This is a genomic window from Xenorhabdus sp. NBAII XenSa04, from assembly GCF_963866145.1.
Lineage (GTDB): Bacteria > Pseudomonadota > Gammaproteobacteria > Enterobacterales > Enterobacteriaceae > Xenorhabdus > Xenorhabdus indica.
In genome coordinates, this window is the sequence record NZ_CAWMEB010000418.1 from 40,518 (window position 1) to 65,981 (window position 25,464).

Annotated in this window: 22 protein-coding genes and 3 tRNA genes; 14 read left to right on the forward strand and 11 right to left on the reverse strand. The window is 40.9% G+C overall.

The annotated features are described in order from the left end of the window. Positions 1-33: 33 nt before the first annotated feature. Positions 34-1,107: a M4 family metallopeptidase gene (locus AAC147_RS16730; protein WP_047683093.1), complete on the reverse strand. Its 1,074-nt coding sequence runs from the start codon at positions 1,105-1,107 to the stop codon at positions 34-36. 255 nt (positions 1,108-1,362) lie between these two features. After that, a complete protein-coding gene (gene hemF / locus AAC147_RS16735; RefSeq protein ID WP_047683095.1) occupies positions 1,363-2,271 on the reverse strand; it encodes an oxygen-dependent coproporphyrinogen oxidase in 909 nt (302 codons plus the stop codon). Between the two features lie 140 nt (positions 2,272-2,411). On the opposite strand from hemF, the gene AAC147_RS16740 reads away from it, so the two are divergent. After that, entirely contained in the window at positions 2,412-2,834 is a 423-nt protein-coding gene (locus AAC147_RS16740; RefSeq protein WP_047683097.1) for a GNAT family acetyltransferase, read from the forward strand. A gap of 53 nt (positions 2,835-2,887) precedes the next feature. Here AAC147_RS16740 and AAC147_RS16745 read toward each other — a convergent pair whose 3' ends face one another. Continuing rightward, positions 2,888-3,349, reverse strand: coding sequence for a hypothetical protein (locus AAC147_RS16745; RefSeq protein ID WP_047683099.1), 462 nt, complete (start codon positions 3,347-3,349; stop codon positions 2,888-2,890). Positions 3,350-3,535: 186 nt separating this feature from the next. Here AAC147_RS16745 and AAC147_RS16750 point away from each other — a divergent pair, with 186 nt between their 5' ends. The 8 genes from AAC147_RS16750 to AAC147_RS16785 all read left to right on the forward strand — a co-directional run bounded on the left by AAC147_RS16750 (position 3,536) and on the right by AAC147_RS16785 (position 12,511). Next, entirely contained in the window at positions 3,536-4,114 is a 579-nt protein-coding gene (locus AAC147_RS16750) for an RpoE-regulated lipoprotein (RefSeq protein ID WP_047683131.1), read from the forward strand. Between the two features lie 228 nt (positions 4,115-4,342). Continuing rightward, entirely contained in the window at positions 4,343-4,531 is a 189-nt protein-coding gene (locus tag AAC147_RS16755) for a hypothetical protein (RefSeq protein WP_047683101.1), read from the forward strand. Between the two features lie 3 nt (positions 4,532-4,534). After that, the gene (gene cysT, locus AAC147_RS16760) at positions 4,535-5,368 is read left to right on the forward strand and encodes a sulfate/thiosulfate ABC transporter permease CysT (RefSeq protein ID WP_047683103.1); all 834 of its coding nucleotides are present in this window, start codon (positions 4,535-4,537) and stop codon (positions 5,366-5,368) included. After that, positions 5,368-6,207 carry a sulfate/thiosulfate ABC transporter permease CysW gene (gene cysW / locus AAC147_RS16765; RefSeq protein ID WP_047683105.1) on the forward strand — a complete coding sequence of 280 codons (840 nt, stop codon included), beginning with the start codon at positions 5,368-5,370 and terminating at the stop codon, positions 6,205-6,207. The genes cysT and cysW overlap by 1 nt, the downstream gene beginning before the upstream one ends. A gap of 33 nt (positions 6,208-6,240) precedes the next feature. Beyond that, the gene (cysA, locus tag AAC147_RS16770) at positions 6,241-7,329 is read left to right on the forward strand and encodes a sulfate/thiosulfate ABC transporter ATP-binding protein CysA (RefSeq protein WP_047683133.1); all 1,089 of its coding nucleotides are present in this window, start codon (positions 6,241-6,243) and stop codon (positions 7,327-7,329) included. A 135-nt stretch (positions 7,330-7,464) separates the two neighbouring features. After that, complete coding sequence (cysM, locus tag AAC147_RS16775; protein ID WP_047683107.1) at positions 7,465-8,346, forward strand: cysteine synthase CysM; 882 nt, start codon at positions 7,465-7,467, stop codon at positions 8,344-8,346. A 529-nt stretch (positions 8,347-8,875) separates the two neighbouring features. Continuing rightward, a complete protein-coding gene (locus tag AAC147_RS16780) occupies positions 8,876-9,019 on the forward strand; it encodes a hypothetical protein (protein ID WP_197056391.1) in 144 nt (47 codons plus the stop codon). A gap of 126 nt (positions 9,020-9,145) precedes the next feature. After that, positions 9,146-12,511, forward strand: coding sequence for an AMP-binding protein (locus tag AAC147_RS16785; RefSeq protein WP_052189601.1), 3,366 nt, complete (start codon positions 9,146-9,148; stop codon positions 12,509-12,511). A gap of 166 nt (positions 12,512-12,677) precedes the next feature. On the opposite strand, the gene crr is transcribed toward AAC147_RS16785, so the two are convergent. The 5 genes from crr to cysZ form a co-directional block, all read right to left on the reverse strand. Beyond that, positions 12,678-13,187 (reverse strand): PTS glucose transporter subunit IIA, encoded by a 510-nt coding sequence (gene crr / locus AAC147_RS16790; RefSeq protein ID WP_047683109.1) that lies wholly within the window; start codon positions 13,185-13,187, stop codon positions 12,678-12,680. A gap of 65 nt (positions 13,188-13,252) precedes the next feature. Further along, positions 13,253-14,980 carry a phosphoenolpyruvate-protein phosphotransferase PtsI gene (ptsI, locus tag AAC147_RS16795; RefSeq protein WP_047683111.1) on the reverse strand — a complete coding sequence of 576 codons (1,728 nt, stop codon included), beginning with the start codon at positions 14,978-14,980 and terminating at the stop codon, positions 13,253-13,255. A gap of 137 nt (positions 14,981-15,117) precedes the next feature. Further along, the gene (ptsH, locus tag AAC147_RS16800; protein ID WP_038262654.1) at positions 15,118-15,375 is read right to left on the reverse strand and encodes a phosphocarrier protein Hpr; all 258 of its coding nucleotides are present in this window, start codon (positions 15,373-15,375) and stop codon (positions 15,118-15,120) included. A 464-nt stretch (positions 15,376-15,839) separates the two neighbouring features. Next, positions 15,840-16,793, reverse strand: a complete 954-nt coding sequence (gene cysK, locus AAC147_RS16805; protein ID WP_047683113.1) for a cysteine synthase A — start codon at positions 16,791-16,793, stop codon at positions 15,840-15,842. A 182-nt stretch (positions 16,794-16,975) separates the two neighbouring features. Continuing rightward, on the reverse strand, positions 16,976-17,755 hold the full coding sequence (gene cysZ, locus AAC147_RS16810; RefSeq protein WP_047683115.1) for a sulfate transporter CysZ: 780 nt from the start codon (positions 17,753-17,755) through the stop codon (positions 16,976-16,978). A 220-nt stretch (positions 17,756-17,975) separates the two neighbouring features. Here cysZ and zipA point away from each other — a divergent pair, with 220 nt between their 5' ends. The 4 genes from zipA to AAC147_RS16830 all read left to right on the forward strand — a co-directional run bounded on the left by zipA (position 17,976) and on the right by AAC147_RS16830 (position 22,929). Then, positions 17,976-18,893, forward strand: coding sequence for a cell division protein ZipA (zipA, locus tag AAC147_RS16815; RefSeq protein ID WP_047683117.1), 918 nt, complete (start codon positions 17,976-17,978; stop codon positions 18,891-18,893). A gap of 62 nt (positions 18,894-18,955) precedes the next feature. Next, complete coding sequence (gene ligA / locus AAC147_RS16820) at positions 18,956-20,974, forward strand: NAD-dependent DNA ligase LigA (protein WP_047683119.1); 2,019 nt, start codon at positions 18,956-18,958, stop codon at positions 20,972-20,974. A 444-nt stretch (positions 20,975-21,418) separates the two neighbouring features. Next, positions 21,419-22,609, forward strand: a complete 1,191-nt coding sequence (locus tag AAC147_RS16825) for a NupC/NupG family nucleoside CNT transporter (protein WP_047683121.1) — start codon at positions 21,419-21,421, stop codon at positions 22,607-22,609. A 101-nt stretch (positions 22,610-22,710) separates the two neighbouring features. Continuing rightward, positions 22,711-22,929, forward strand: a complete 219-nt coding sequence (locus tag AAC147_RS16830) for a DUF3820 family protein (protein WP_047683137.1) — start codon at positions 22,711-22,713, stop codon at positions 22,927-22,929. Between the two features lie 319 nt (positions 22,930-23,248). Here AAC147_RS16830 and AAC147_RS16835 read toward each other — a convergent pair. The 3 genes from AAC147_RS16835 to gltX all read right to left on the reverse strand — a co-directional run bounded on the left by AAC147_RS16835 (position 23,249) and on the right by gltX (position 25,027). Beyond that, a tRNA-Ala gene (locus tag AAC147_RS16835) sits at positions 23,249-23,324 on the reverse strand. Positions 23,325-23,349: 25 nt separating this feature from the next. After that, positions 23,350-23,425 (reverse strand) — tRNA-Ala (locus AAC147_RS16840). A gap of 186 nt (positions 23,426-23,611) precedes the next feature. Next, on the reverse strand, positions 23,612-25,027 hold the full coding sequence (gene gltX, locus AAC147_RS16845) for a glutamate--tRNA ligase (RefSeq protein WP_047683123.1): 1,416 nt from the start codon (positions 25,025-25,027) through the stop codon (positions 23,612-23,614). Positions 25,028-25,307: 280 nt separating this feature from the next. Between gltX and AAC147_RS16850 the strand changes: the two genes are divergently transcribed. After that, positions 25,308-25,383: transfer RNA gene (locus tag AAC147_RS16850), tRNA-Val, on the forward strand. Positions 25,384-25,464: the final 81 nt, after the last annotated feature.

Sequence of the window (25,464 nt, forward strand, 5' to 3'; positions counted from 1 at the left end):
AGATGCTTGTTTAATATTATATTAATATCTTTATTAATCATTCTCTGGCAGAAGTACACCTACTTTATTCCAGCACTTGTTGGTGATGAGGGAGACTTTTTTACCAAATAACTTTTCTGCATTGTCAATCGTTAATGTGGCAAAATCATCAAACGTAACATCTGAAGATAAACGGTCATCCAATAAAGTTTCATACCAGATTTTACCTGCCCGTTCCCATGAATAACCTCCCAGAGCAGTTGCAAGCAAGTAAAATGCCCTGTTAGGGATACCCGAATATATGTGAATGCCTCCATTATCAATTGAAATCGGCAGTTCTTCATATTCATCCATATGACCAACCTGCTTATCTTTAGAAAATGCTGAGCCTGGTTTTATAAATGAACGTAAAGCGATATCAGGTTTATTATCTGGATTGAACTTGGGACCCAGTAGTCCTTTTCCTAATAGCCAGTCGGATTCATCGGCTTTTTGGTTATTGGCATACTGTTTTACCATGATGCCAAACACATCTGAAATGGACTCATTCAAGGCACCAGATTGATAAACATAATGGAGATTGGCTTCATTCTGGATAATACCATGAGTTAATTCATGTGCTACAACATCAATCGCTGAGGTAAAGCGATTGAAATATTGCCCATCACCGTCACCAAAAACGATTTGTTTTCTGGACCAGAAGGCATTTAAGTAACGTTTACCATAATGCACTGTGGCGACTAACTTAAGCCCTTTGTTATCAAGTGAGTTTCGTCCAAAAATTTTGCTATAAAATTCATAAGTTTTTCCAAGATAATCATAAGCCTCATTGACAGCAATATCCTCACTTTCAGGCATACCTTCACTGCGGGCTAATTTTCCTCCAGGGAATTCTTCTTCCTGTTCTGCATCGTAGATAATTCTATGCAGTTTTATTTTTTCATCAGATTCATCAATATCAGAGTCCTGCTTTAAAATATCTTCTACAGCTGTGATATTCATTAAATCGTAAATATGATCTAATGTTTTTAATACATATTGATTTGTACACTCATCACAATTATCAGAGATTTGCTCTAAGACAAATGGAGGGATTAAACTGTATCTATTAATTTCATAAGTATTCATAATATTCCCCTATTTTGTCAGTGCTGTATTTGTTCTTTTGGGCGCCCATTTGCATACTATCTATAATTGAAGTGATAGTCATTAGGGAAAATATTGACGTTTTATAGCAGGATATTGCTAATGAAAAATGATAAATAAATTTATTAGGCTACTGATATGAAAATCAGATTTAGATATTTAATTAAAAATTTTTTGAATGGTGATGAATACCCCAGAGACATAGTTGTTTATGTTTCTGGGGATAATTCTGTTTTATTATATCCAATCTTTTTTTATCAGAAATGATGAATAGAGCTCTGCTTCTGGAGAATGTGGTTCAGGAGAATAATTGTATTCCCAGCGAACCTGAGGAGGCATGGACATAAGTATAGATTCAGTTCGTCCACCACTTTGCAAACCGAATAATGTTCCTCTATCCCAAACTAAATTGAATTCGACGTAACGACCACGGCGATATAACTGAAACTGTCTTTCACGTTCTCCCCAACTGATATCCTTTCTTTTTTCGACAATAGGTGAATATGCAGCCAGGAAACCATGACCCACAGCTTGTGTGAAATTAAAGCAAGTATCAAAATCGGGAGTATTCAGATCATCATAAAATAATCCACCTACACCACGTGGTTCATTACGATGTTTAATAAAGAAGTAGTCATCACACCACTTTTTATATGTAAGATAGATATCATCACCAAAAGGCTGACATAATGTTTTGGCGACAGTATGCCAGTGAATAACATCTTCTTTAAAACCATAATAAGGAGTGAGATCAAACCCGCCACCGAACCACCAGATAGGTTTTTCACCTTCCTTTTCTGCCATGAAAAAGCGTACGTTAGCGTGGCTGGTCGGAACATAAGGGTTCAGGGGATGAATGACAAGAGAAACTCCCAGGGCCTGATAGTTACGGCCAGCCAATTCAGGGCGGTGAGCAGTCGCTGAAGGAGGCAGAGAATCTCCTGTTACATGGGAAAAATTCACACCTGCTTGTTCAAAAATTTTGCCTGATTTCAAGACGCGACTACGACCGCCACCGCCTTCTTCCCTTTGCCAGCACTCTTCCATAAAATGGGAATGACCATCAAGGTGTTCAAGTTGCTTACAGATTTCATCCTGTAATGAGAGAAAAAAATTCTTAACTTGAGATATATTAGGTATATTCATTTCTGCTTTCATTCTGGTTAGTTTATGACGATAGGCAGTATATCTGTTAGTATCAATGAACGCATTTTCATATTGATTCCAAAATGAAAGTAGTGATTATTGTCATTGAACCAATTGCTTATTAAACAGGCTGGCTAACTATGGAAATTAGGCTATTTCGTCAAGAAGATTTTGAAGCCGTTATCACACTTTGGGAGCGTTGTGATTTGATTAATTCTGGCGATGATCCAGAACTCGATATTGAGCGTAAATTAACTCATGGTGCTGATTTATTTCTGGTTGCTGAAGTGGCAGGAGAGGTCGTTGGAACAGTGATGGGAGGGTATGACGGGCACCGTGGTCATGCTTATTATTTGGGTGTTCATCCTGAATTTAGAGGCAGAGGAATTGCCAATGCTTTAGTTTCCCGCCTTGAAAAGAAATTATTGGCGAGAGGTTGCCCCAGTATTTTAATCATGGTTCCAGAGGAAAATGATGCAACAATTTGTATGTGTGAAAAAATGGAATATGATTATTGGGGACAAGAGCACACTGTTTTTAATAAACGTTTAATTATTGATTAAATGTTAAAGGTAAGTGGCTGAGAAAAGTTATTTCATTCGGCCATGAACCAAATTTATTTAAATGAATCTCTTTTTAAAAAATGTATTAGTTTTCTGGCCGCTTTTTTTATTAAGTGATGAAATTTCCTCTGGTATTTATTTTTTGTAATAAAGAGATCTTTTGACATTAAGAAAGAACGATGTCCAGTTACAGTAATAATTTTAACATTAATAACGCCATTTTTGTCTTTTGAAAAATAATAGTGATCGTGAATCTGTGATTCATTTTTACTTTCGAGTACCCTACAATTTTGTACGGAATAATTCTGTGCGGAATAAACGTGGGGTGAGTCTATTTGTTTATTTTTTATTACTGTATGGGAAGGGTTTTTCACATATTTCTGTACCTTGTTGATATTAGTCTGGGAAGCTAACTGATAGCATGGTGTTTTTGCAATAGTATCTATTACCATAACATCCGTTATAGTTGTAGAATTTAAAAAAATTACAAATACCGTAATCATTGTGGCTACCATGAATCTTTGCCATTGATTTCAATGTTTTTTATAATTCAGTTGTGTTTTGATATGATATCGACCTGTTTGTAAACAATTACACAATGATGTTTATATAGTTGTGCTAAATAATCAGACCAGAAAATAAGGTAAAAAAAAGTCATGAAAAGAAGTTTTATATTTAGTTTATTGTTTAAAAAGAGAGTTATGACAATCAGTGGCTTAATGAGTGGTTCATTATTATTGACTGCTTGTGCAGGAACATCTGAATTTTCATGGTCTTCCATATCACCTTTAAACTGGTTTTCGAGTCACTTCGAGGTATCTGACCAAGGTGTAGGGGGGATCAACCAGCAAACAGATATGAATTTATCTGCGATTCAACAGAGGTTGGAAGGCAAGTATCACCTGCGTAATGGCATGGAGATGCAGAATGGAAAACTAGTCAATATCGTACAGGGAATGGAAGGTAATCAAGTCAAAATTGAATTATCTGGTTTGAATAATGGCAAGGTAGATCATATTGATATCTTCGATGAAAACATTAAAACAGTCTGGGGAACAAAAATCGGAATACCTTTTTCTGAACTGTATGACAAAGCTTATGGTGCTTGTCAGCGTTCCGGCAGTTTAGCTATGCAACCGGCAGTTGTTTGCGTTGCACCACAAAGCCAGCATATCAGTTATATATTTACAGGATCATGGAATGGCCCAGAAGAGTTAATGCCTTCAGATGATGTACTGAGAACGTGGAAAATCTCTCGTATTATCTGGAAAGCTGAATGATAAATATAAAATAGAAAGTGTGGGGAAGAATTTTGCTGATAGTGATTGTTTAACATTATGCAACTAAGAGAGCTGTAAAGAGGAGCGCTTTCTATAGCTTATCTCGTTTCATCATTTCTCATAAAAATTCGGTATATAAAACAGAGGGCAGTAACCTATCCTGTTATAAATATTCTGGATACAGTATGGAGCAATCGTTGTTAAATGGTGTGACAGATAAGGTGTTGAATGAAGACAGTGGTAAATAAAAAGCTATGGAGCAGATTGTTTTCCGAATCACTATTTACTGTATCCCTTATAGGGAATTTCAACGCCTATATTGCCAATGCAGATATAGTCGTATTGCAGGAGCATTCGGGTGAAAACCTATGTCAACTTGGACAGTATGCTGGCTCAATCATTGATGGAAGGGCATGAGCCATGTTTGTTTCATCCAGTAAACGTGTATTACCCGGATTTGGGTTGAGTTTGGGCTGTAGCCTCTTTTATACCTGTCTGATCCTGTTATTGCCATTGAGCGCTCTGGTCATACAACTTTCCAGCATGAGTTGGGCAGAATATTGGCAGGTGATTGCAAATCCTCAGGTTGTTGCAGCCTATCAGGTCACTTTGTTGGCTGCTGCAATTGCCAGTCTGTTCAATATGGTTTTTGGCATGTTAATGGCCTGGATACTGACCCGCTATCGTTTTCCCGGACGCAATCTGCTTGATGGGTTGATAGATTTACCCTTTGCTTTACCAACCGCAGTTGCGGGGTTAACGCTGGCAACACTATTTTCTGCAACCGGATGGTATGGCTCCTGGCTTGGTAATTTTGATATTAAGGTCGCGAATACCTGGTTGGGTATTGCGGTTGCAATGGCATTCACTAGTCTGCCTTTCGTTGTCCGTACCGTTCAACCCGTACTCGAGGAATTAGGCCCGGAATATGAGGAAGCAGCCCAGACATTAGGAGCAAGTCGCTGGCAGACGTTCAGGCAAGTGATTTTGCCGGAACTCTCACCTGCATTGATAGCAGGCACGGTACTTTCTTTCACGCGAAGTCTGGGGGAATTTGGTGCGGTCATTTTTATTGCAGGCAACATCGCGTGGCAAACTGAGGTGGTTTCTCTGATGATCTTTGTACGATTGCAAGAATTTGATTATCCGGCAGCCAGTGCGATTGCTTCAATGATCCTGGCAGTATCACTGCTGTTGCTATTTAGCGTCAATTTATTGCAAAGCCGCTTTGGTAAACGGATCGGAGGGCATTAATGGCTGAATTTTTCGGATATACACTGATGCCGCGCTCCTCAATAAATTGGGGTAAATGGGTATTGATTAGTACGGGGATAATTGTTTCTGCCTTGTTATTGGTAATTCCGATAGCGTGGATTTTTCTGACCGCTTTTTCACAAGGGCTCGATATCCTCTCACTGAATCTTATTGATCCCGATATGCTCCATGCCATCTGGTTAACCGTATTGATTGCATTGATCACAGTACCCATCAATCTGGTTTTTGGTGTGGTAACAGCGTGGCTGGTAACCCGGTTCCAGTTTCCCGGCAGGCAATTATTACTGACATTAATCGATATTCCGTTTGCAGTTTCCCCTGTTGTAGCGGGATTACTTTATCTGCTGTTTTACGGTTCTAATGGCTGGATGGGTGAATGGCTTGGGACTTATGACATCCAGTTAATGTTTTCATGGACGGGTATGGTATTGGTTACGGTATTTGTGACGTGCCCGTTTGTTGTCCGTGAATTGGTGCCGGTGATGTTGAGTCAGGGTAATCAGGAAGATGAAGCCGCAATATTATTGGGGGCTTCTGGCTGGAAGATGTTCTGGCGTGTGACATTGCCGAATATTCGCTGGGCGTTGCTGTATGGCATTGTTTTGACTAATGCGCGAGCAATTGGTGAATTCGGGGCTGTGTCTGTGGTATCGGGTGCGATCAGAGGAGAAACCTACACATTGCCTTTGCAGGTTGAACTGCTGTATCAGGATTACAACACGGTTGGTGCATTTGTGGCGGCGGCTTTATTGGCAGTAATGGCGATTATTACGCTGATTGTCAAAAGTGCTTTGCAGTGGCGTTTAAGCCGTCAGTAAATGGGAGTCATAAGTGGAGGTCAATGGCAGAATATGAGTATTGAAATCAGCAAAATCAGTAAATCTTTTGGTCGGGTTCAAATACTGCATAATATTTCTCTGGATATTGAATCCGGTGAAATGATTGCTCTGCTTGGCCCGTCAGGCTCCGGTAAGACGACATTGTTGAGGATCATTGCAGGGCTTGAGCAGCAAAGTGCAGGGCAGTTGAAGTTTCATGGTCAGGATGTCAGCCTGGTACATGCAAAAGATCGGCGGGTGGGTTTTGTTTTTCAGCATTATGCCCTGTTTCGTCATATGAGCGTATTTGATAATGTTGCTTTTGGTCTGACGGTTCTTCCCCGCCGTCAGCGTCCCAGTGGCGAGACACTTCGCAGTAAGGTAATGTCTTTACTCGATATGGTTCAGTTATCTCATCTTGCAAAACGTTATCCATCACAACTTTCTGGTGGTCAAAAACAGCGAGTGGCTTTAGCTAGGGCATTGGCTGTTGAGCCACAAATTCTCTTATTAGATGAGCCTTTCGGTGCTTTGGATGCTCAGGTTCGGATGGAATTGCGTCGTTGGTTACGTGAGCTGCATGAAGAATTAAAATTTACCGGCGTATTTGTCACTCATGATCAGGAAGAAGCAATGGAAGTGGCGGATCGGGTTGTGGTGATGAATCAAGGTGCGATAGAGCAGGTTGGCACTCCACCGCAAATATGGAAAGAACCGGAAAGCCGTTTTGTACTGGAATTTATGGGCGAAGTGAATCAGTTACATGGTGAGATCAAAGGCTCACAGTTATGGGTTGGAGGAAAAATTTTCCCATTGGAGGTGATGCCATTACATCAAGGGAATGTTGATGTTTTCTTTCGTCCGTGGGAAATGCATCTAAGTACACAACAAACGTCATCTTGCCCTTTGCCGGTTAAGATTGTGGAAGTGAGTCCACGAGGACATTTTTCCCTGTTATCTGTTCAGCCTATAGGGTGGGGGGAAGAGAGTTTGTCGGTTGTCTGGCCGGATAATTCTTTGATTCCGGCGAGAGGAAGTCAATATTTTATTGGTGGAAAGAATGCCCGTTTGTATGAAGGTAATTCATCATTAAAGGTACTGAAACTTGCTGAGTCCGCCTGATTTTTTCATTACTCGCACACCCTGGGTTTCCCCTGTTGTCTTGAAGGATACAGGGGTTTTTTTGCTTAAGAGCTTGCGACAGTTTTCTGAATACGATTATTCTGTTGTTTATTCTCATATGATTCAGGTAGTGCTGTGGCAAGCTTAGAAAAATTTATCGGTAATACCCCGTTGGTTAAATTACAACGAATTACTGAAGGAGTAGATGCGGAGATTTGGGTAAAACTGGAAGGCAACAATCCTGCTGGCTCTGTAAAAGACAGAGCAGCACTCTCAATGATCCAGCAGGCGGAATTACGGGGAGAAATCTCACCGGGAGATGTGCTTATTGAAGCAACGAGCGGCAACACAGGCATTGCGTTGGCGATGATTGCTGCGGTAAAGGGTTATCGGCTTAAGTTGCTGATGCCTGAAAATATGAGCCTTGAACGTCAGGCGTCTATGCAAGCTTACGGCGCTGAACTGATTCTGGTCAGCCAAGCGTTGGGAATGGAAGGTGCACGGGATTTGGCGCAACAAATGGAACTGAATGGTGAAGGAAAAGTTCTTGATCAGTTTAATAATCCTGATAATACACTGGCGCATTTTAAGACAACAGGACCGGAAATTTGGCAGCAAACACAGGGGCGTATTACCCATTTTGTTTCCAGTATGGGAACAACCGGCACAATTACAGGTGTGAGCCGCTATCTGAAATCTCAATCAAATAAGGTACAGACGACGGGGCTACAGCCAACAGAAAACAGTCATATTCCCGGTATCCGCCGTTGGTCCCCTGCTTATATGCCGGGTATTTATCAGAAATATCTGGTGGATAAAATCTTAGATATTACGCAACAAGAAGCAGAAGCAATGATGCGATTACTGGCCCAGAAAGAAGGGATTTTTTGTGGTGTTAGCTCTGGAGGTGCTGTTTCTGGAGCACTGCGTATTGCGGCTGAAAATCCAGGTGCAGTTATTGTTGCGATCATTTGTGATCGTGGAGACAGGTATTTGTCTACCGGGGTATTTAGTTAGCTCTCTTTTCATCCTTTATCTTCTTCATCTATCTTTTTTTATACTCAAGCTGTAGTTTTGTGGGTCATGCTACAGCTTTAAATCAGTTGAACATTTTCCACGCCCCATCAATAACCTCTTATCAAGAAGAGTGAGAATGTAAGTGAGTTTTTATTAATGCGATAATGCTGATTAATTGTACTTTAAAATGATTGGATGCATAACGATATTAATTGCTCTTATTAATTTTTGTGTTGCCAAAAAACACGTTTAAATAGATTTTTTAGTGTTCAACTATTACCTTCTTATTAATAATGATTTAATTAATATTTTATATTATGGAAAAAGAGGTTCATTATTATTAACCTGCTTTTAACTGTCTGCTTTATTAGATGTATATTCTGGTTTTTTATTATTGGGGGTGATTACATTCCCGTGCGGTAGCTATAAATTTTATATTTAACCTGAAAATTAACCCATTACGTAAATCATCCAGATAAATATTACGAACCAAAGACTAATGAAGTGAAGCTTACAAAGGGAAGTCGTGATGAATGTATCTGAACGTAAGAAGTTATTATCTGAATATCGCTGTAAATTTTCGGGTAAGCAAGATCTGGGGGATAACGTTAATATTTTCAAAATTAAAGTCGAAATTGATTATCTTGATAATGCCAATTTTTTCCAGTATTGAAGCTGTCTGTAATTTCTTAGACAGAAAGGTGATAACAAATGTTTGATCGTTTTGTATCACTTGAACGGAAAGCGATCGCCCAAAATATGCGAACTCTTTTTTTTAATCAAAACGAGGGGTCACATCATGAATCATCGATCAATTTTTAGATTGGCCCGGTCACAACAGGCTATTTTCAAAATGGAGATGTATAACCTCTCCGGGTATCAATTTTATTTTGGCGGGCTTACTCGTTTACGGGGAGAAATTTCACTGCATCGGATTGCGTGTGCTGCTGAACACATCCGCAATACGCAAGATGTTTTTCGCATCGGATTTATTAATAAAGCATTGCATGGACAACAAACAGCAACCGACGCAACAGAAATGGAATGGTTCGGTATTCGGCACGATAGTCCCCAGGCAGAAGTAGAGAAAGCCGATTTCAGTAAATATCCCAATCCTAAGGAAGCGTTTGAATCTTGGGTAGAGCGCCAATTATTGATGGAAGAGGATTTATCACTCACACCAGTAAAGATCTTTGCTGTACGTTTTCAGCCTGATCAATCAGGTTGGTTTTTGAAAGCCCATCACGCTGCGCTGGATGGGATAGGTGTGGCTATGTTGCAGAGTTGTCTGATCAATGAATTGGAACAAGAAAACCCGGATTCAATAATCGGACAAACTGAATCCTTTTTATTCTCCACCAATGCTGAGGAAGAGCAAAATTATGAGCATTCCCGGCGTATTGAAAGAGATGCCGCGTATTGGCAGGGGCTTTTTGGAAAAACTTCGTCAATAGATGTTCGAAAAATATCTCGCCGTTATCCGATAGGTGATTATCGTGGGCTGGAGCCACGCTCCATGCGTATAAAAGCAACTGTGGCCCAATCGCAAAATGAAATATTACTCCGATTTAAAAACAGTGGTGGTTCTATTTTCAGGTTGTTTTTCACTGCGGTTGCTTATACGCAAATGGTGATTGAAGACAGCAATTGTGTGTTATTACAGGCACCTATTGGTAATCGTTGGAGCAGGGAAGAGAAACAGACTATCTCAATGGGAGTGGCTCCTATCCTGGTGCCTGTGTTTCGTCAGGATGGGCAGACAGCAGCAGATTGCTACCAGATCCTACAAAAACATTTGCAAAAAGCACTTATCCATTCACGTTATGCGCCCGCGACCCGTTGGGGAGAATTAGCCTCACCGGATTGGAAACGGATTATTCCCGCTTTTGGTGTTTCCTACCAAACAGGTAAATTTCAGAAAACCAGCAGTTATACAGAAACAATAATTGAACACCGCCAGGCCGTCGAATCTCTGTTTGCTTCCATCCATCTTCATGACCGCTTTGCAGATGGTTATTTAGCGATTGAAGCTGATTTCCGCAGAATATGGTCATCCGAACAATGCCATGCTTTTCTGCAAACTGTGCTTCATTATGCAGTAGATATTGCGGTTGAGGTTATAGCACAAGAACATACCGATCATCATCCGAAAGAGCATCATACCTCTGACAAATGTTCGGCGGAACCAATAGGTGTTCATTTACTTAAAGCATTTGAATGTCATACAAACAACGTTTTATTTAGGCTAAGTGGGGAAAATAGTGCGTTTACTTACCATGAGGGATTACAATGGATGCACCGTTTCAGTATGCGATTGCATGATATGTATACTGAGAATAAACCTGTACTCATTCTGGGCAGGCGTACCCCTGAAACAGTACTGGCTTATCTGGCATGTCTGATTAAAAACGTGACGGTTGTGCCTGTTTGCCCTACGACAACTCCAACAGAAAGATTATTAACCATCATTCGTAATTCCGGGGCTTCTTTGTGTATTTACACCGAAGCTGAGCAAAACTTAGCTGAAACACTGAGTTTACCTTTGTTGCGGGTTTCTTTATATAAGGAAGACAGTACTCAGAAAGGGATTGTTCAGGAACAGATTGCTTCGACGTTGTATTCTTCGACATCGTATTCTGAAGTTCAGCATACATCTTGTAACCCAGCTTATATTCTATATACCTCCGGTTCAACAGGAGAACCGAAAGGCGTTGCCATTTCTTCTGTTGCATTGGCTAACTATGTGCTGGCAGCGAAAGCAGCATATGCTGCTGAAATTCCATTTAACACGCCTCTGTTTACTTCCTTTGGGTTTGACCTGACGCAAACCGCTATCTTAGTGCCCATTTTGTCAGGGGGATTTATCCAACCTCATGAACAAGATATTCGTGATAATCCTGCATTGTTACGTACTCTGCTCGCTGATGAATCCCTGACAGGTGTTAAATGCACACCATCCCATCTGTCTTTGTTGATCGAACATGGCATCGGATCTACCAGACAACACTCGCTGACTTTTATTGTAGGCGGTGAAAACCTGCCAGCTTCACTGGTGAACAAAGCTTTGGATTGTTTACCGTCAGGCAGTGAGATTATTAATGAATACGGGCCAACGGAGGCTACAGTTGGTTGCTGTATTTATTCAGTAAACGGTATTTATTCGAAAAACAATATCACTAAAAGTATTGAGGGAGAAAAAAACACGTCTGCTCTTATTACGCCGATTGGTACAGCATTGGGTAAAGCAGAAATATCGATCAGGGATAGCTGGGGCCAAATTATGCCCCGTGGTTTTCATGGGGAAATCTGGATTAGTGGGCCTGTACTGGCAGATGGCTATCTGAACGATAGTGTCCAGACAGAAGCAAAATTTGTGTTCAGTGCGGATAAACAATGCCGTTGGTATCGTACAGGGGATTTAGGGTTGCAGGATGAACAGGGTATATTCCATTGTCTCGGACGTATTGATGATGAATTTAAAGTACGTGGTCATCGTATCCATCCGGTGGAAATTGAAAAAGCCGTGGAAGATGTGCTGGTACAGCTTGGTCAATCAAAGGATCATAATCGGCAGTTGAAGGCATTGAAATTAGTCATTGATGAAACCGGAGGCATAACGGGTTATGAAACGATTGCCTTATGCAGTAACCAACCAATTCCGCATGAAAGTCAGCAATTCCAAAATAAATTAAAAGAAAAAATAACTGAATCCTGGTTGCCGAATCTGTATTGTACTGTGCAACCCTGGCCAATAAACAGTAACGGTAAGGTTGATATAGCGTTGCTTACCTCCGCTGCTGAAACTTACCGCAGGTCATTTATTGATGTTACACATTGTGCCTTAACTGATAAGCAGGCAGCCGATAAAAAAACGCAGCAACAGGCCAAAAATTATAATCTGCCTTTATGGCTGAATGAGGAATTTCTCAGGCCAATTTGGCCTCAGTCTGTGGATCTGACGGCTTCATTTCTTGCACAAGGCGGAGATTCGATCAAAGCAATTCGCCTTGTCGCATTATTAGCGAAAAGAGGCGTTAAACTAGAAATCAAGAAATTGCTGACTTTGACAGCACTAGGTGCAGTATTGGAGGCGGCCTGTACTGAACAACTAGCAGATTGTGCAACAAATACCGCAGTATTGGAAAAACCATTAAACCAGAAATGATGTTATTCATGGCAACCACTGTCGCTATTCAATATATTGCGTCAGCATTGTGGATTAGTGGTTGGAGATTTTGAAGCAAACGGAAATCGCCCTGTTTTATCAGATATCGTTATTGCTTAACCCGATAAAACAGAGGCGATTCACATATAACTCATCAATGGCATTGTTACTTTTTGATGCGCATGATGACAGATTCACCGACAATCACAGAGCCATTCACTTTAGATAACTCTTTGATTTCATCCATATTAGAAATAACAACAGGAGTTAAGGTTGATTTAGCTCTTTCCTCCAGAAATGCCAAATCAAATTCTAAAACCAGATCACCTTTTTGCACACGTTGACCTTCTTCGGCAATACGTTTAAAACCCTCGCCTTTCAGTTCAACGGTATCAATACCGAAATGAACGAACAGTTCTATCCCACTATCGGATTCGATAGAAAAAGCGTGATTAGTTTCGAAGATTTTACCAATGGTGCCATCAACAGGAGAGACAATCTTATTGCCTGTAGGTTTAATGGCGATACCATCACCTACAATTTTTTCAGCAAAAACAACATCTGGAACATCTTCGATATTAACTATCTCACCTGATAACGGGGCGATAATTTCAATACTGCCGCTATTTTTTTTATCATCTGAAACCAAAGATTTCAGTTTATCAAGCAGACCCATAAATCTTCTCCTAATTGTTTTAATGGGACCGTGTTCTGGCTAACGTGCTATTTTGGTTAACATACTTAGCAGAGCGTTTTTTCTCTGATGAACGTGTCAACCAACTCCATCAATTCCTGTGCAGTTGGCTGAGCCAACGCTTGCTCTGCCAGTGCTTTTGCATCATCGTAATTTGCATTACGGATGATTTTCTTAATACGTGGAATTGATATTGCACTCATACTGAATTCATCCAATCCCATGCCTAAGAGCAATAGTGTAGCGCGTTCATCTCCAGCCAGCTCACCACACATGCCCGTCCATTTACCTTCTGCGTGTGAGGCGTCAATAACCTGTTTGATAAGACTCAACACTGCTGGTGACATTGGGTTATAAAGATGAGAGATCAGTTCATTACCACGGTCTACCGCAAGAGTATACTGAGTTAGATCGTTTGTCCCAATACTAAAAAAGTCAACTTCTTTTGCAAGATGTTTAGCAATGGTTGCAGCAGCAGGCGTTTCTACCATGATGCCGACTTCAATCGATTCATCAAACGCCTTATTTTCATTGCGTAACCGATCTTTGAGCAATATCAGTTCTGCTTTCAGCTCCCGGATTTCTTCAACGGAAATAATCATAGGGAACATGATGCGGAGTTTACCAAACGCAGAAGCTCGCAGGATAGCACGCAATTGAGAATGTAAGATTTCTTTACGATCAAGGCAAATTCGGATTGCACGCCAGCCAAGGAATGGGTTCTCTTCTTTGGGCAAATTCATGTAAGGCAGATCTTTATCACCACCGATATCCATAGTGCGGATAATAACCGCCTGATTACCAACGGTTTCTGCGACTGCTTTATAGGCTTCAAACTGCTCTTCTTCCGTCGGCAGAGAATCTCGATCCATAAACAAGAATTCAGTGCGGTATAAACCTACACCTTCTGCACCGTTGCGCTCTGCTCCTTTAGTATCGCGAACTGTACCAATATTGGCGCAAACTTCGACTTGATGACCATCCAGCGTGATAGCAGGCAGATCTTTCAGTTTTGCCAGCTCTGCTTTTTCTGACAGATATTCACTTTTGGTTTTTTTTAGTTGTTCAATTTCGGTGTCAGATGGATCTACGTAGATGTGATTATTGACAGCATCTAAGATAAGGTAATTACCATTTTTTATTTGGGTCGTAGCGTTAGTTGTTCCTACAATTGCGGGTAATTCCAACGAGCGTGCCATGATTGAGGTATGAGATGTGCGCCCACCTAAGTCAGTAATAAAACCTAGCACTTTATCCAGATTAAGTTGTGCGGTTTCTGAAGGTGTTAAATCATTGGCAACCAGAATAACTTCTTCTGTGATCGAGCCTAAGTCAATAATCGGCATATCCAGAATATTTTTCAGCAGGCGTTTACCGATATCACGAACATCGGCAGCACGCTCTTTCAAATATTCATCATCCAGCTCTTCCAGTGCTTTGGCCTGATCTTCGATCACTGAATAAACAGCGGCATCTGCTGTAGTCAGATTTTTCTTGATCAGGGTAATGATTTCCTGTTCCAGTTCTTCATCTTCCAGCAACATAATGTGGCCTTCGAAGATTTCAGCTTTTTCTGCCCCCAAATTTTTTTCTGCTGTATTTCTAATGACTTCTAATTGAGCAGAGGCTTTGTCGCGCCCTTGTTTAAAGCGTGAGATCTCTTGTTCGACTTGTTCAGGAATGATTTTTTTGTGATTGATAATAATGGGATCTTCTTTCAGTAATAATGCTTTACCGAAAGCAATACCTGGTGATACTAAGATGCCTGAAATCATATTATATGACCTTAACTGCGGGTGATTATATTTCTTCATTGCGCCTTTAGAGGGCAGGCTCTAAATATCCCCAGATTTTATTTTTCTGGGGATAGAACTGGAATGATATGAAATAGACTGGCTTTACAAGCAGATGATTATTCCAATTCACCCATCAGCTTAACTAAATGTTCAACAGCTTGTTGTTCATCTTCACCTTCAGCAGAGATTGTTACAACAGTTCCTTGAGTCAGTCCCAGAGTTTGCAACTTAAACAGACTTTTCGCACTGGCTGATTTGCCGCCGGAAGTAAGAGTGATATCGGAAGAAAAACCTTTTGCTTCTTTGACGAACTGTGCAGCAGGGCGGGTGTGAAGGCCATTTGGTGCAGTAATAGTAACTTCTTGCTGGAACATAGTATTTCCTCAATAACTTAAATTTTTGTTGATAAGCCAAGAGAATGCTAAAGCGAGTTTAGCCGGATTATTTCTGACTTGTACAACCGTTAAACCGATAATGATATATACCTTTTTCTTTCAAGTTGTTTCTTTGTTGTTGGTCGCATTCATTTACGACCTTGATACAACTCGAAATTTATTGGGTTAAAGTGTATTAAATCATTATCAAAAAATTAACAAACTTGATGCCATTCAATTGTTGATTGAATGTTAACACACGCCAACCGAATATGAGTTGAACCGAACAGAATTCTTTGTGGTTGTCTGCGATTAATTTCGTGCATCAAAATAATTACTGGTTAAATACTAAAGCTACTTGAATAAATCATCTAGGAAAGTTTTAAACTTTGATCTGATGCACAAAAAAGCACCCTCGTGGTGCTTTTTTATCAATAAAATTGAAAAAATAATGAGGTGATAAATTAGTCAGTGACCAAATCAGCAAATAGTGCTGTGCTCAGGTAACGCTCAGCAGAAGAAGGTAGGATGACAACAATATTTTTATCCTTGTATTCATCTTCTTGAGATAATTTGATGGCAGCGGCAACGGCAGCACCTGAAGATATACCAGAAAGAATTCCTTCTTTTTCAGTGAGTTCGCGTGCAACTTTAATTGCTTCCTCATTGCTGATTTTAAACACACGGTCAACTAATGTTAAATCCAGGTTATCAGGGATAAAACCTGCACCTATCCCCTGAATTTTGTGTGGGCCTGGTTTAAGTTCTTCGCCAGCAAGTTTTTGGCTGATCACAGGCGAATCTTCCGGCTCTACGGCAACAATAGTTACCTGTTTGCCCTGCGTATTTTTCAGATAACGGGCAACTCCTGTAATCGTGCCTCCTGTACCTACGCCAGCGACGAAAACATCGACATCACCATCGGTATCTTCCCAAATTTCTGGCCCGGTGGTTTTTTCGTGAATTTCAGGGTTTGCCGGGTTACTGAACTGTTGCAGCAGAACATAACGCTCCGGCGCATTGTCATGGATCTCATTCGCTTTATCGATAGCCCCTTTCATGCCTTTAGCCCCTTCGGTCAACACTAAGTTAGCCCCCAATGCTCTTAGCAGCTTACGACGTTCTAAGCTCATGGTTTCCGGCATCGTTAATGTCAGCTTATAGCCGCGGGCTGCTGCGACATAGGCAAGTGCAATACCTGTATTACCACTGGTTGGTTCGATAAGCTCTTTGCCTTTTGTTAGAATGCCACGCTTCTCTGCATCCCAAATCATGTTGGCGCCGATACGGCATTTCACACTGAAACTTGGGTTACGAGACTCTACTTTTGCCAGAATGCGGCCATTCCCGAAATTTTTTAAGCGTACAAGTGGAGTGTGACCGATGGTTAACGAATTATCTTCATAAATTTTGCTCATTGTCCGATTGCCCCTAAGATACTCTTAACTTCTAATTAATTAACCATACGCGAACATCTTATTAATGGAAATAAGGTTTAAATCTATTCTTATTATATAAAAGAATATTTAGCAATTTATTGTATTACTCCCCTGTATTTTCATTCTATTTCGTTATTCCAGTTTATTTTTATATTAATAAATTATTGATGAGAAGAATGGTTATTCATAACATGTTGTGCGTGATAACGGTCAACCCACATAGCGGTAGCACCACAAACGGCAACAGGCATAATAAACAGATTAATGATCGGGATCATGGTTAATACACTGACTGCGGCCCCAAACTGGAGATTGTCAATTTTGTCTTGACGTAGGGTATTACGCATATTGGCAAAGCTGACTTTATGGTTATCAAACGGGTAATCACAGTATTGGATAGCCAGCATCCATGCACTGAAAATAAACCAGATAACCGGAGCCACAGTCTGTCCGATCCCCGGAATAAAGTACAACAATAAAAGGGCGATAGCGCGAGGAATGTAGTAGAGAATTTTGACTATTTCACGTTGCAGAATACGGGGCGTATCTTTTATTAGGTCAAAAACACCCGTGTCTGGCGCAGAAATACCCGTCAACTGAGATTCTAATTTTTCTGCTAATAATCCATTAAACGGAGAAGCAATAAAATTCGCCAATATACTGAAAAAGTAGGTAAAAATCAGTAGCACAGAAATAACAGCCAGTGGCCACAACAAATAACTGAGCCATTGCATCCAATCTGGTATTTTATTGAGCACCCATTGTATCCAGCCCTCCAGCCTTTGGTATAACCACCAGAAAGCGCTGCCGAATAGTAAGATATTAGCCAGTAGAGGCAATAAAACGAATCTCTTGATGCCAGGGCGGGTTATTAAATGCCAACCTTGTACAATATAATGAAATCCGCCTAAATGTTTTGGCAATTTTTTCGAATTCGTCATATTTTCTTATTCTCTCTTAGAGGATTGAGACGGTATGATATAGGCAGGATTTTCCACTGACCAGTAGTTTTGTGTGTGAAAAACACTCGAAAAAACAGGAGATACCTCTCTTTATGATAAGAAAAGTCTGTAGAGGCTTGCACTTGTGCTATTTGACAAATACTCTTATCTAAAGAATATTCCGCCGTGGTGGCAATTAATTTAAACAACAGAGATAGCAATGATGCAGGATTTGCGTCTGATATTAATCGTTGTTGGTGCGATAGCCATAATAGCTTTGCTATTACATGGGTTGTGGACCAGCCGTAAAGAGCGTTCGTCACTCTTTCGTGATCGCCCAGTGAAACCTCATAAACAGGAGCGTCGGGAAGGGTTAGAGGATAATGATGGCGATGAGCTGTTTAATAATTCGTCAAAATCACGTGTTCAAGAGCCAGTTAAGTCTCGTCATGAACATCGTGAAGAGCCGATTATTGAGCGCGATGCACCTGATTTATCAGAAGTCATATCTGATGATGGAGTTGATCCTTTACTTTCAAAGCAGCAACCTGAAACATCTGTGGCAAAGGTGAAAGCGATTGACGAAAGTCAGAAAGAATCACAACTTGGCCTGTTTGAATCTGTTGAGAAAAATGGTGCAGAAGGTGCGGAAACGGAAGCTGTTCAAGAGCAGTCGAAGTTGGAAAATGCAACGAAAGTTAAAACTGAGCAAACTAAAAAAGAGACTGTGTTGGTATTACATGTAGCTGCTCATCATGGTCAGGAACTAAATGGCGAAGTATTGCTTCAGAGCATTTTGCAATCAGGTTTCCGGTTTGGTGATATGAATATCTTCCATCGTCACTTAAACCCATCGGGTAGTGGTGCGGTACTGTTCAGTTTGGCTAATATGGTTAAGCCGGGGTCATTTGATCCAGAACGTATGGTAGATTTCAGCACTCCGGGGATCTCAATGTTTATGCTCGTACCTTCATATGGCGATTCTAATCAGAATTTCAAATTGATGTTGCAGGCAGCACAGCGTATTGCTTCTGATGTGGGTGGTGTGGTGTTAGATGCTGAGCGTAAAATGCTTACACCGCAAATGATCGAAACTTATAAGGCACGTATTCGTGATACGCTCAGTGTCCAAGAATAAATCCTCTTTTTAGTATTAAGCCCCCGCCTAGTCGGGGGTTTTTTCATCTCTGGTGAGAAGTCATGAAAAATATTATTCAAACAATCAACGAACTAAGAACAACATTGCGCCATCATGAGTATTTGTATCATGTTATGGATGCGCCAGAGATCCCTGATGTGGAATATGATCGCTTAATGCGTGAGTTGAAATCATTGGAAGAACAGCATCCAGAACTAGTTACAGCAGATTCTCCTACCCAACGGGTCGGGGCCGCGCCATTAACCGCATTTGAGCAAGTTCGTCACGAAATTCCGATGTTATCTCTGGATAATGTATTCGACGAAGAAAGTTATCTGGCGTTTGATAAACGTGTTCGTGATCGTCTGAAAGACAATCGGGAATTGGTATTCTGTTGTGAACTTAAACTCGATGGTCTGGCTGTCAGCCTGTTGTATGAAAATGGCGAATTAGTGCAGGCTGCGACTCGTGGAGATGGTACGACAGGAGAAAATATTACCGCCAACATTCGTACAATTCGCGCGATTCCTCTGCGTTTGAAAGGAGACAACATTCCTGCTCGTGTTGAGATTCGTGGTGAAGTCTTTATGAAACAAGTAGGTTTTGAAAAACTCAATGAAGAAGCGCGCCGTACAGGTAATAAAGTGTTTGCTAACCCTCGTAATGCAGCCGCAGGATCACTGCGCCAGCTCGACCCACGTATTACAGCCAAGCGTCCACTGACTTTTTATTGCTATGGTATTGGTGTGATTGAAGGTGGAGAATTGCCAGTAAGCCACTACGAGCGGCTGATGCAATTCAAACAATGGGGGCTGCCAGTTAGCGACAAAGTGAAATTATGTCAGGGAACCCAACAAGTATTGGATTTTTACCACGAGGTAGAACAACAGCGCCCGATTCTGGGTTTCGACATTGATGGTGTTGTTGTTAAAGTCGATTCCCTTGAGTTACAGGAAACATTGGGATTTGTGGCCAGAGCTCCGCGTTGGGCAACCGCATTTAAGTTTCCTGCACAAGAACAGATAACTGTTGTACGTGATGTCGAATTTCAGGTAGGGCGTACAGGTGCGATTACACCAGTTGCACGTCTGGAGCCAGTACAGATTGCAGGTGTAACGGTCAGTAACGCTACATTACACAATGCAGATGAAATTGAACGTCTGGGGCTGCGTATAGGAGATACTGTCATTATTCGCCGGGCAGGTGATGTTATTCCGCAAGTTGTTGGTGTGGTGAAGGAACAAAGACCAACAGAAAGCCAGGAAATAGCTTTCCCACAGCATTGTCCTGTTTGTGGTTCTGATATCGAACGTATTGAAGGCGAGGCTGTAGCGCGTTGCACAGGTGGTTTATTTTGTGGGGCACAACGTAAAGAAGCGCTGAGACACTTTGTTTCCCGTCGTGCGATGGATGTGGATGGGATGGGAGAGAAAATTATTGAACAATTGGTTGATAAGGAATATGTCAAAACACCAGCCGATCTTTTCCGTTTAACCGCGGGGAAACTAACCGGCCTTGAACGAATGGGGCCAAAATCGGCTCAAAATGTAGTTAATGCTCTGGAAAAATCCAAGAAAACCACATTTGCCCGTTTCATCTATTCTTTAGGCATTCGTGAAGTTGGAGAAGCAACCGCGGTTAATTTAGTTGCACATTTTGGCACATTGGAAAAATTGCGTGCAGCGGATACGGAAGCATTAATTGCTGTACAAGATGTAGGTGGTGTGGTTGCCAGCCATGTAGTTAATTTCTTTAATGAACCACATAACCAGGCAGTAATTGATGATCTCGTCAATAATATTGGTATTTGTTGGGAAACAGCGGAAGTACCGCAACCAGAAGAAATCAATAGCCCATTTACGGGTAAGACCGTAGTTTTGACTGGCTCATTAAGCCGTTTATCCCGGGATGAGGCAAAAGATAAATTAGTTGCGTTGGGTGCAAAAGTCACGGGCAGTGTTTCCAAGAAAACAGATTTGGTGATTGCGGGTGAGGCCGCAGGATCTAAATTAGTCAAAGCAACAGAATTAGGCATAACTGTGATTGACGAAGAAGAAATGCTTCGTCTTTTAGATGAATAATAATAAACATACCTTTCATCTTTGTTGGCTGCGCTACTCTATTTTTTACAACTACTTTTTTACAACTACACCCCCCCGGTCACATAGTTTTCTATGCTACCGGGGATTAATGAGAGGCTCCTTCCTCTCACCGGAAGCCAGCCTTCGGCTGGACAAATTCGTTTTCTTGCCGCCGCGACGCAACTTGAAATTCATTGGGTGAAAAGAAAATATTCAGGAAAGAGTGAATTGGGGTTTTTGATCATAAACCTTAATAGTGCCTTTTAAATAAGATATTTTTGCATATTTAGTAGCCACGTTCCGGCTTAAAGTGTGATCAAGTTTGCTAAATAGGATTTTGTTGCCGCTATATAGTCAATTAATGTGATAGTTATCACTATTTATTATCGTATGTTGCAAAAATGCGATTTTAAATTTGCATCTCGTCATGTTTGGAGTTCTTTTATGTCTCATATTTTTCATTTTGTTCTCGCTTTAGCGGTCATTGGCGGCTTGGCGATTTTTGCGAGTAATAACCGGAAAGATATTCGAATTCGGTATATTATTCAGTTAATTGCTATTGAACTTGTTCTGGCGTGGTTTTTCCTTAATTCTAATGCTGGATTAGGGATCGTCAAAGGGTTTGACAGTTTGTTTGTCCACCTGCTGTCTTATGCTGCGAAAGGTACTAGTTTTGTTTTTGGTGGTATGATCGAAGCAAATCTGGCATTTTTCTTCCTAAATGTACTTTGTCCTATCATCTTTATCTCTGCTTTGATCGGTATCCTGCAACATATAAAAATTCTGCCAATTATCATTCGTGCAATTGGTACTGTGTTGTCCAAAGTTAATGGTATGGGAAAACTGGAATCGTTCAATGCGGTTAGCTCATTGATTCTGGGGCAATCAGAGAATTTTATCGCTTATAAAGATGTATTGAACAAAATGTCTGAACGTCGGATGTACACAATGGCGGCAACCGCGATGTCTACAGTATCCATGTCTATCGTAGGTGCTTACATGACAATGCTGGATGCAAAATATGTGGTAGCAGCCTTGATACTTAACATGTTCAGTACCTTTATCGTTTTGTCTCTTATCAACCCTTACTCTGTTGAAAGTGAAGGGGATATCCATATGAACAATCTGCATGAAGGACAAAGTTTCTTTGAAATGCTGGGCGAGTACATTCTGGCTGGTTTTAAAGTCGCTTTGATTGTAGCGGCCATGCTGATCGGCTTTATTGCCTTGATTGCGGGTATCAATGCTGTTTTTGATATGGCATTTGGTATTTCTTTTCAGGAATGTCTGGGATATGTTTTCTATCCATTTGCCTGGATCATTGGCATCCCCAGTGATGAAGCACTGAAAGTAGGTAGTATCATGGCGACTAAACTGGTTTCTAATGAATTTGTTGCAATGCAGAGTTTACAGGAAATTGCAGGGCAATTGAGTGAGCGTTCAAAAGGTATCTTATCCGTATTTCTGGTTTCCTTTGCCAACTTCTCATCCATAGGAATTGTAGCTGGTGCTATTAAAGGTTTGAATGAAAAACAGGGGAATACTGTCGCACGTTTTGGACTGAAACTGCTGTTTGGTTCAACTTTGGTAAGTTTTCTGTCGGCTGCAATTACCGGACTGGTAATGAGTATTTAATTTTCTTAGCAATTTGAGTTTTAGAAAAAATGGTATCTGGGCAGATGCCATTTTATCTTTATATAAAAGCCAAAATGAAAATGGCTCAAGAGGTCGATATAATGAATAAAGAAAATTTGCTGGAGATCGCCAACACTGTCATGCCATTTGGTAAATACAAAGGACGGAAGTTAATCGATCTTCCTGAAGAGTATTTACTTTGGTTTGCCCGTAAAGAGGGATTTCCACAAGGAAAATTGGGGACATTAATGGAAATGACCCTTGCAATTAAAATTGAAGGGTTGGATTCATTGGTAAGGCCATTGAAAAAAAACGGTTAGCCGTAAAAGAATATACCTGAAGCAAATTTTATTATAGTCCATCTCTCTGAAAAAATTTTGTTATTGAGAGTAATAACTAAACTTCAGTGACTATCTTGTCTGGTGATAACTATTTTTCATTATCCAAAGGAAACAACTGTGACGACGGGCTTTATAACAAAGTTGATGTAGACTCAAATTATTCGGATGGAACTTTCAGTTTGAAAATAAAAAGTATTACGATGATTTGATGCTTTAAGAGATAGGTTGTTTTCACTATATTATCGTGTAGCCATAAGAAAAATCCCTGAAAACTTGCGCTTTCAGGGATCCAGAATCTTGGTGGAGCTAAGCGGGATCGAACCGCTGACCTCTTGCATGCCATGCAAGCGCTCTCCCGGCTGAGCTATAGCCCCACAATTGTGGTTCAGGATAAATATTTGGTGGAGCTAAGCGGGATCGAACCGCTGACCTCTTGCATGCCATGCAAGCGCTCTCCCAGCTGAGCTATAGCCCCAAATCAAAATCCTGTGGAACGGAGCGCATCATATGAAACCCGAAGAACTCTGTCAACGGATTCATTAATATTTACGGTGTAAACGTTGAAAAAGCCATCAATGCCTGGTTAGAAGAATAAAAAATAAAGGCACTACAATAAATTGTGTGCCTCTATAACTTATTTTGGCCGATTTTTTAATGCTGATTATTGTGCTTCACGCTGGGCAATATAAACCAGAGCCTTATCAATACGAGAGAGTGAACGTGCCTGATTAATAGCGTGAATAGTGACGTCAACACTCGGAGATTGACCAGCGCCAGTAACTGCAACACGTAGTGGCATACCCACTTTACCCATACCGATTTCCAATTCGTCAGCGGTTGACTGAATTGCATGGTGGATATTCTCTGGTGTCCATTCGGTAATAGCAGCTAGTTTTTCACGGACAACTTCTAATGGCTGACGAGCCACTGGTCGCAGATGTTTTTTCGCAGCATCTGCATCGAACTCAGTAAACTCTTCATAGAAATAACGACAAGCACTGGCCATTTCTTTCAATGTTTTGCAGCGTTCACCCAACAGTTTAATCAGTTCAACCAGTTCCGGGCCAGTACGTGTATCAATACCTTGTTGTTCAATATGCCACGCTAAATAAACAGCAACTTTTTCCGCAGGCAGGGTATTAATGTAATGATGGTTCAACCATTGCAGCTTTTCAGTGTTGAAGGCGCTGGCTGATTTGCTGATAGCGTCAAGGCTGAACAACTCTGTCATTTCTTCAACGCTGAAAATTTCTTGATCACCATGTGACCATCCTAAACGAACCAGATAGTTCAAAAGTGCTTCCGGCAGATAGCCATCATCACGATATTGCATCACGCTGACGGCACCATGACGTTTGGACAATTTTTTACCATCGTCACCGAGGATCATAGAAACATGAGCATATTCTGGTACTGGTGCGCCAAGCGCTTTCAGAATATTAATTTGACGCGGTGTGTTATTGATGTGATCTTCACCACGAATAACGTGAGTGATTTCCATATCCCAGTCATCAATGACAACACAGAAGTTATAAGTTGGTGAGCCATCAGTACGGCGAATAATCAAATCGTCTAACTCTTGGTTACTGAATTCAATCGGGCCACGGATGCTGTCATTAAAAATAACAGAGCCTTCTTGTGGGTTGCGGAAACGTACAACATGTGGCTCATCATGGCTATGTTGGCATTCACTATCACGACAACGACCGTCATAACGTGGTTTTTCGCTATTTGCCATCTGAGTTTCACGTAATTGTTCCAAGCGCTCTTTAGAACAATAGCAGCGATATGCTGTACCTTGTTCCAGCATTTCATCAATAACTTGATTATAACGGTCGAAACGTTTGGTCTGATAATAAGGGCCTTCATCCCAATTCAGATTTAACCAGTTCATTCCGTCCATAATCGCATCAATGGCTTCCTGAGTTGAACGTTCCAGATCAGTGTCTTCAATGCGCAGAACAAATTCACCTTTGTTATGACGGCTGTATAGCCAGGAATAAAGGGCAGTACGTGCGCCGCCAACGTGAAGATAGCCAGTAGGACTTGGCGCAAAACGGGTTTTTATTTTACTCATCGGGAATTGCCTTAATTACATTTCACTTTTCAGAGAACGTTTTGGATGATTGAAGTAACAATTTAAATAACAATAGTGGGGGTATTTTATCACTGGACTTCAATTCCTCAATGGCGTTAATGATAGGTTATTGGGAAAAGGTAAGATACATTGTCTAAATGATAACTTAATGTGACTATAATTGTTTCATTCTGTGTAATTTTGCGACGAACGGAAGTTTTAGTAATAAAAACCGTTGACTCACCTCGAACTATCCCTATAATGCGACTCCATCACGACGGGGCGATTAGCTCAGTTGGTAGAGCATCTCCCTTACAAGGAGGGGGTCATCAGTTCGAATCTGGTATCGCCCACCATTATCTCGTAGTGGTAAGCTAGAGAAAATGGCAACCGTAGTGATGAAAATGATTTTATGATTGGGCGATTAGCTCAGTTGG

Bases quoted from the DNA above. Each gene is read 5' to 3' on its own strand.
- AAC147_RS16730 (WP_047683093.1), bottom strand. From the start codon at position 1,107: ATGAATACTTATGAAATTAATAGATACAGTTTAATCCCTCCATTTGTC.
- hemF (WP_047683095.1), bottom strand. From the start codon at position 2,271: ATGAATATACCTAATATATCTCAAGTTAAGAATTTTTTTCTCTCATTA.
- AAC147_RS16740 (WP_047683097.1), top strand. From the start codon at position 2,412: ATGGAAATTAGGCTATTTCGTCAAGAAGATTTTGAAGCCGTTATCACA.
- AAC147_RS16745 (WP_047683099.1), bottom strand. From the start codon at position 3,349: ATGGTAGCCACAATGATTACGGTATTTGTAATTTTTTTAAATTCTACA.
- AAC147_RS16750 (WP_047683131.1), top strand. From the start codon at position 3,536: ATGACAATCAGTGGCTTAATGAGTGGTTCATTATTATTGACTGCTTGT.
- AAC147_RS16755 (WP_047683101.1), top strand. From the start codon at position 4,343: ATGAAGACAGTGGTAAATAAAAAGCTATGGAGCAGATTGTTTTCCGAA.
- cysT (WP_047683103.1), top strand. From the start codon at position 4,535: ATGTTTGTTTCATCCAGTAAACGTGTATTACCCGGATTTGGGTTGAGT.
- cysW (WP_047683105.1), top strand. From the start codon at position 5,368: ATGGCTGAATTTTTCGGATATACACTGATGCCGCGCTCCTCAATAAAT.
- cysA (WP_047683133.1), top strand. From the start codon at position 6,241: ATGAGTATTGAAATCAGCAAAATCAGTAAATCTTTTGGTCGGGTTCAA.
- AAC147_RS16780 (WP_197056391.1), top strand. From the start codon at position 8,876: ATGAATGTATCTGAACGTAAGAAGTTATTATCTGAATATCGCTGTAAA.
- AAC147_RS16785 (WP_052189601.1), top strand. From the start codon at position 9,146: ATGAATCATCGATCAATTTTTAGATTGGCCCGGTCACAACAGGCTATT.
- crr (WP_047683109.1), bottom strand. From the start codon at position 13,187: ATGGGTCTGCTTGATAAACTGAAATCTTTGGTTTCAGATGATAAAAAA.
- ptsI (WP_047683111.1), bottom strand. From the start codon at position 14,980: ATGATTTCAGGCATCTTAGTATCACCAGGTATTGCTTTCGGTAAAGCA.
- ptsH (WP_038262654.1), bottom strand. From the start codon at position 15,375: ATGTTCCAGCAAGAAGTTACTATTACTGCACCAAATGGCCTTCACACC.
- cysK (WP_047683113.1), bottom strand. From the start codon at position 16,793: ATGAGCAAAATTTATGAAGATAATTCGTTAACCATCGGTCACACTCCA.
- cysZ (WP_047683115.1), bottom strand. From the start codon at position 17,755: ATGACGAATTCGAAAAAATTGCCAAAACATTTAGGCGGATTTCATTAT.
- zipA (WP_047683117.1), top strand. From the start codon at position 17,976: ATGATGCAGGATTTGCGTCTGATATTAATCGTTGTTGGTGCGATAGCC.
- ligA (WP_047683119.1), top strand. From the start codon at position 18,956: ATGAAAAATATTATTCAAACAATCAACGAACTAAGAACAACATTGCGC.
- AAC147_RS16825 (WP_047683121.1), top strand. From the start codon at position 21,419: ATGTCTCATATTTTTCATTTTGTTCTCGCTTTAGCGGTCATTGGCGGC.
- AAC147_RS16830 (WP_047683137.1), top strand. From the start codon at position 22,711: ATGAATAAAGAAAATTTGCTGGAGATCGCCAACACTGTCATGCCATTT.
- gltX (WP_047683123.1), bottom strand. From the start codon at position 25,027: ATGAGTAAAATAAAAACCCGTTTTGCGCCAAGTCCTACTGGCTATCTT.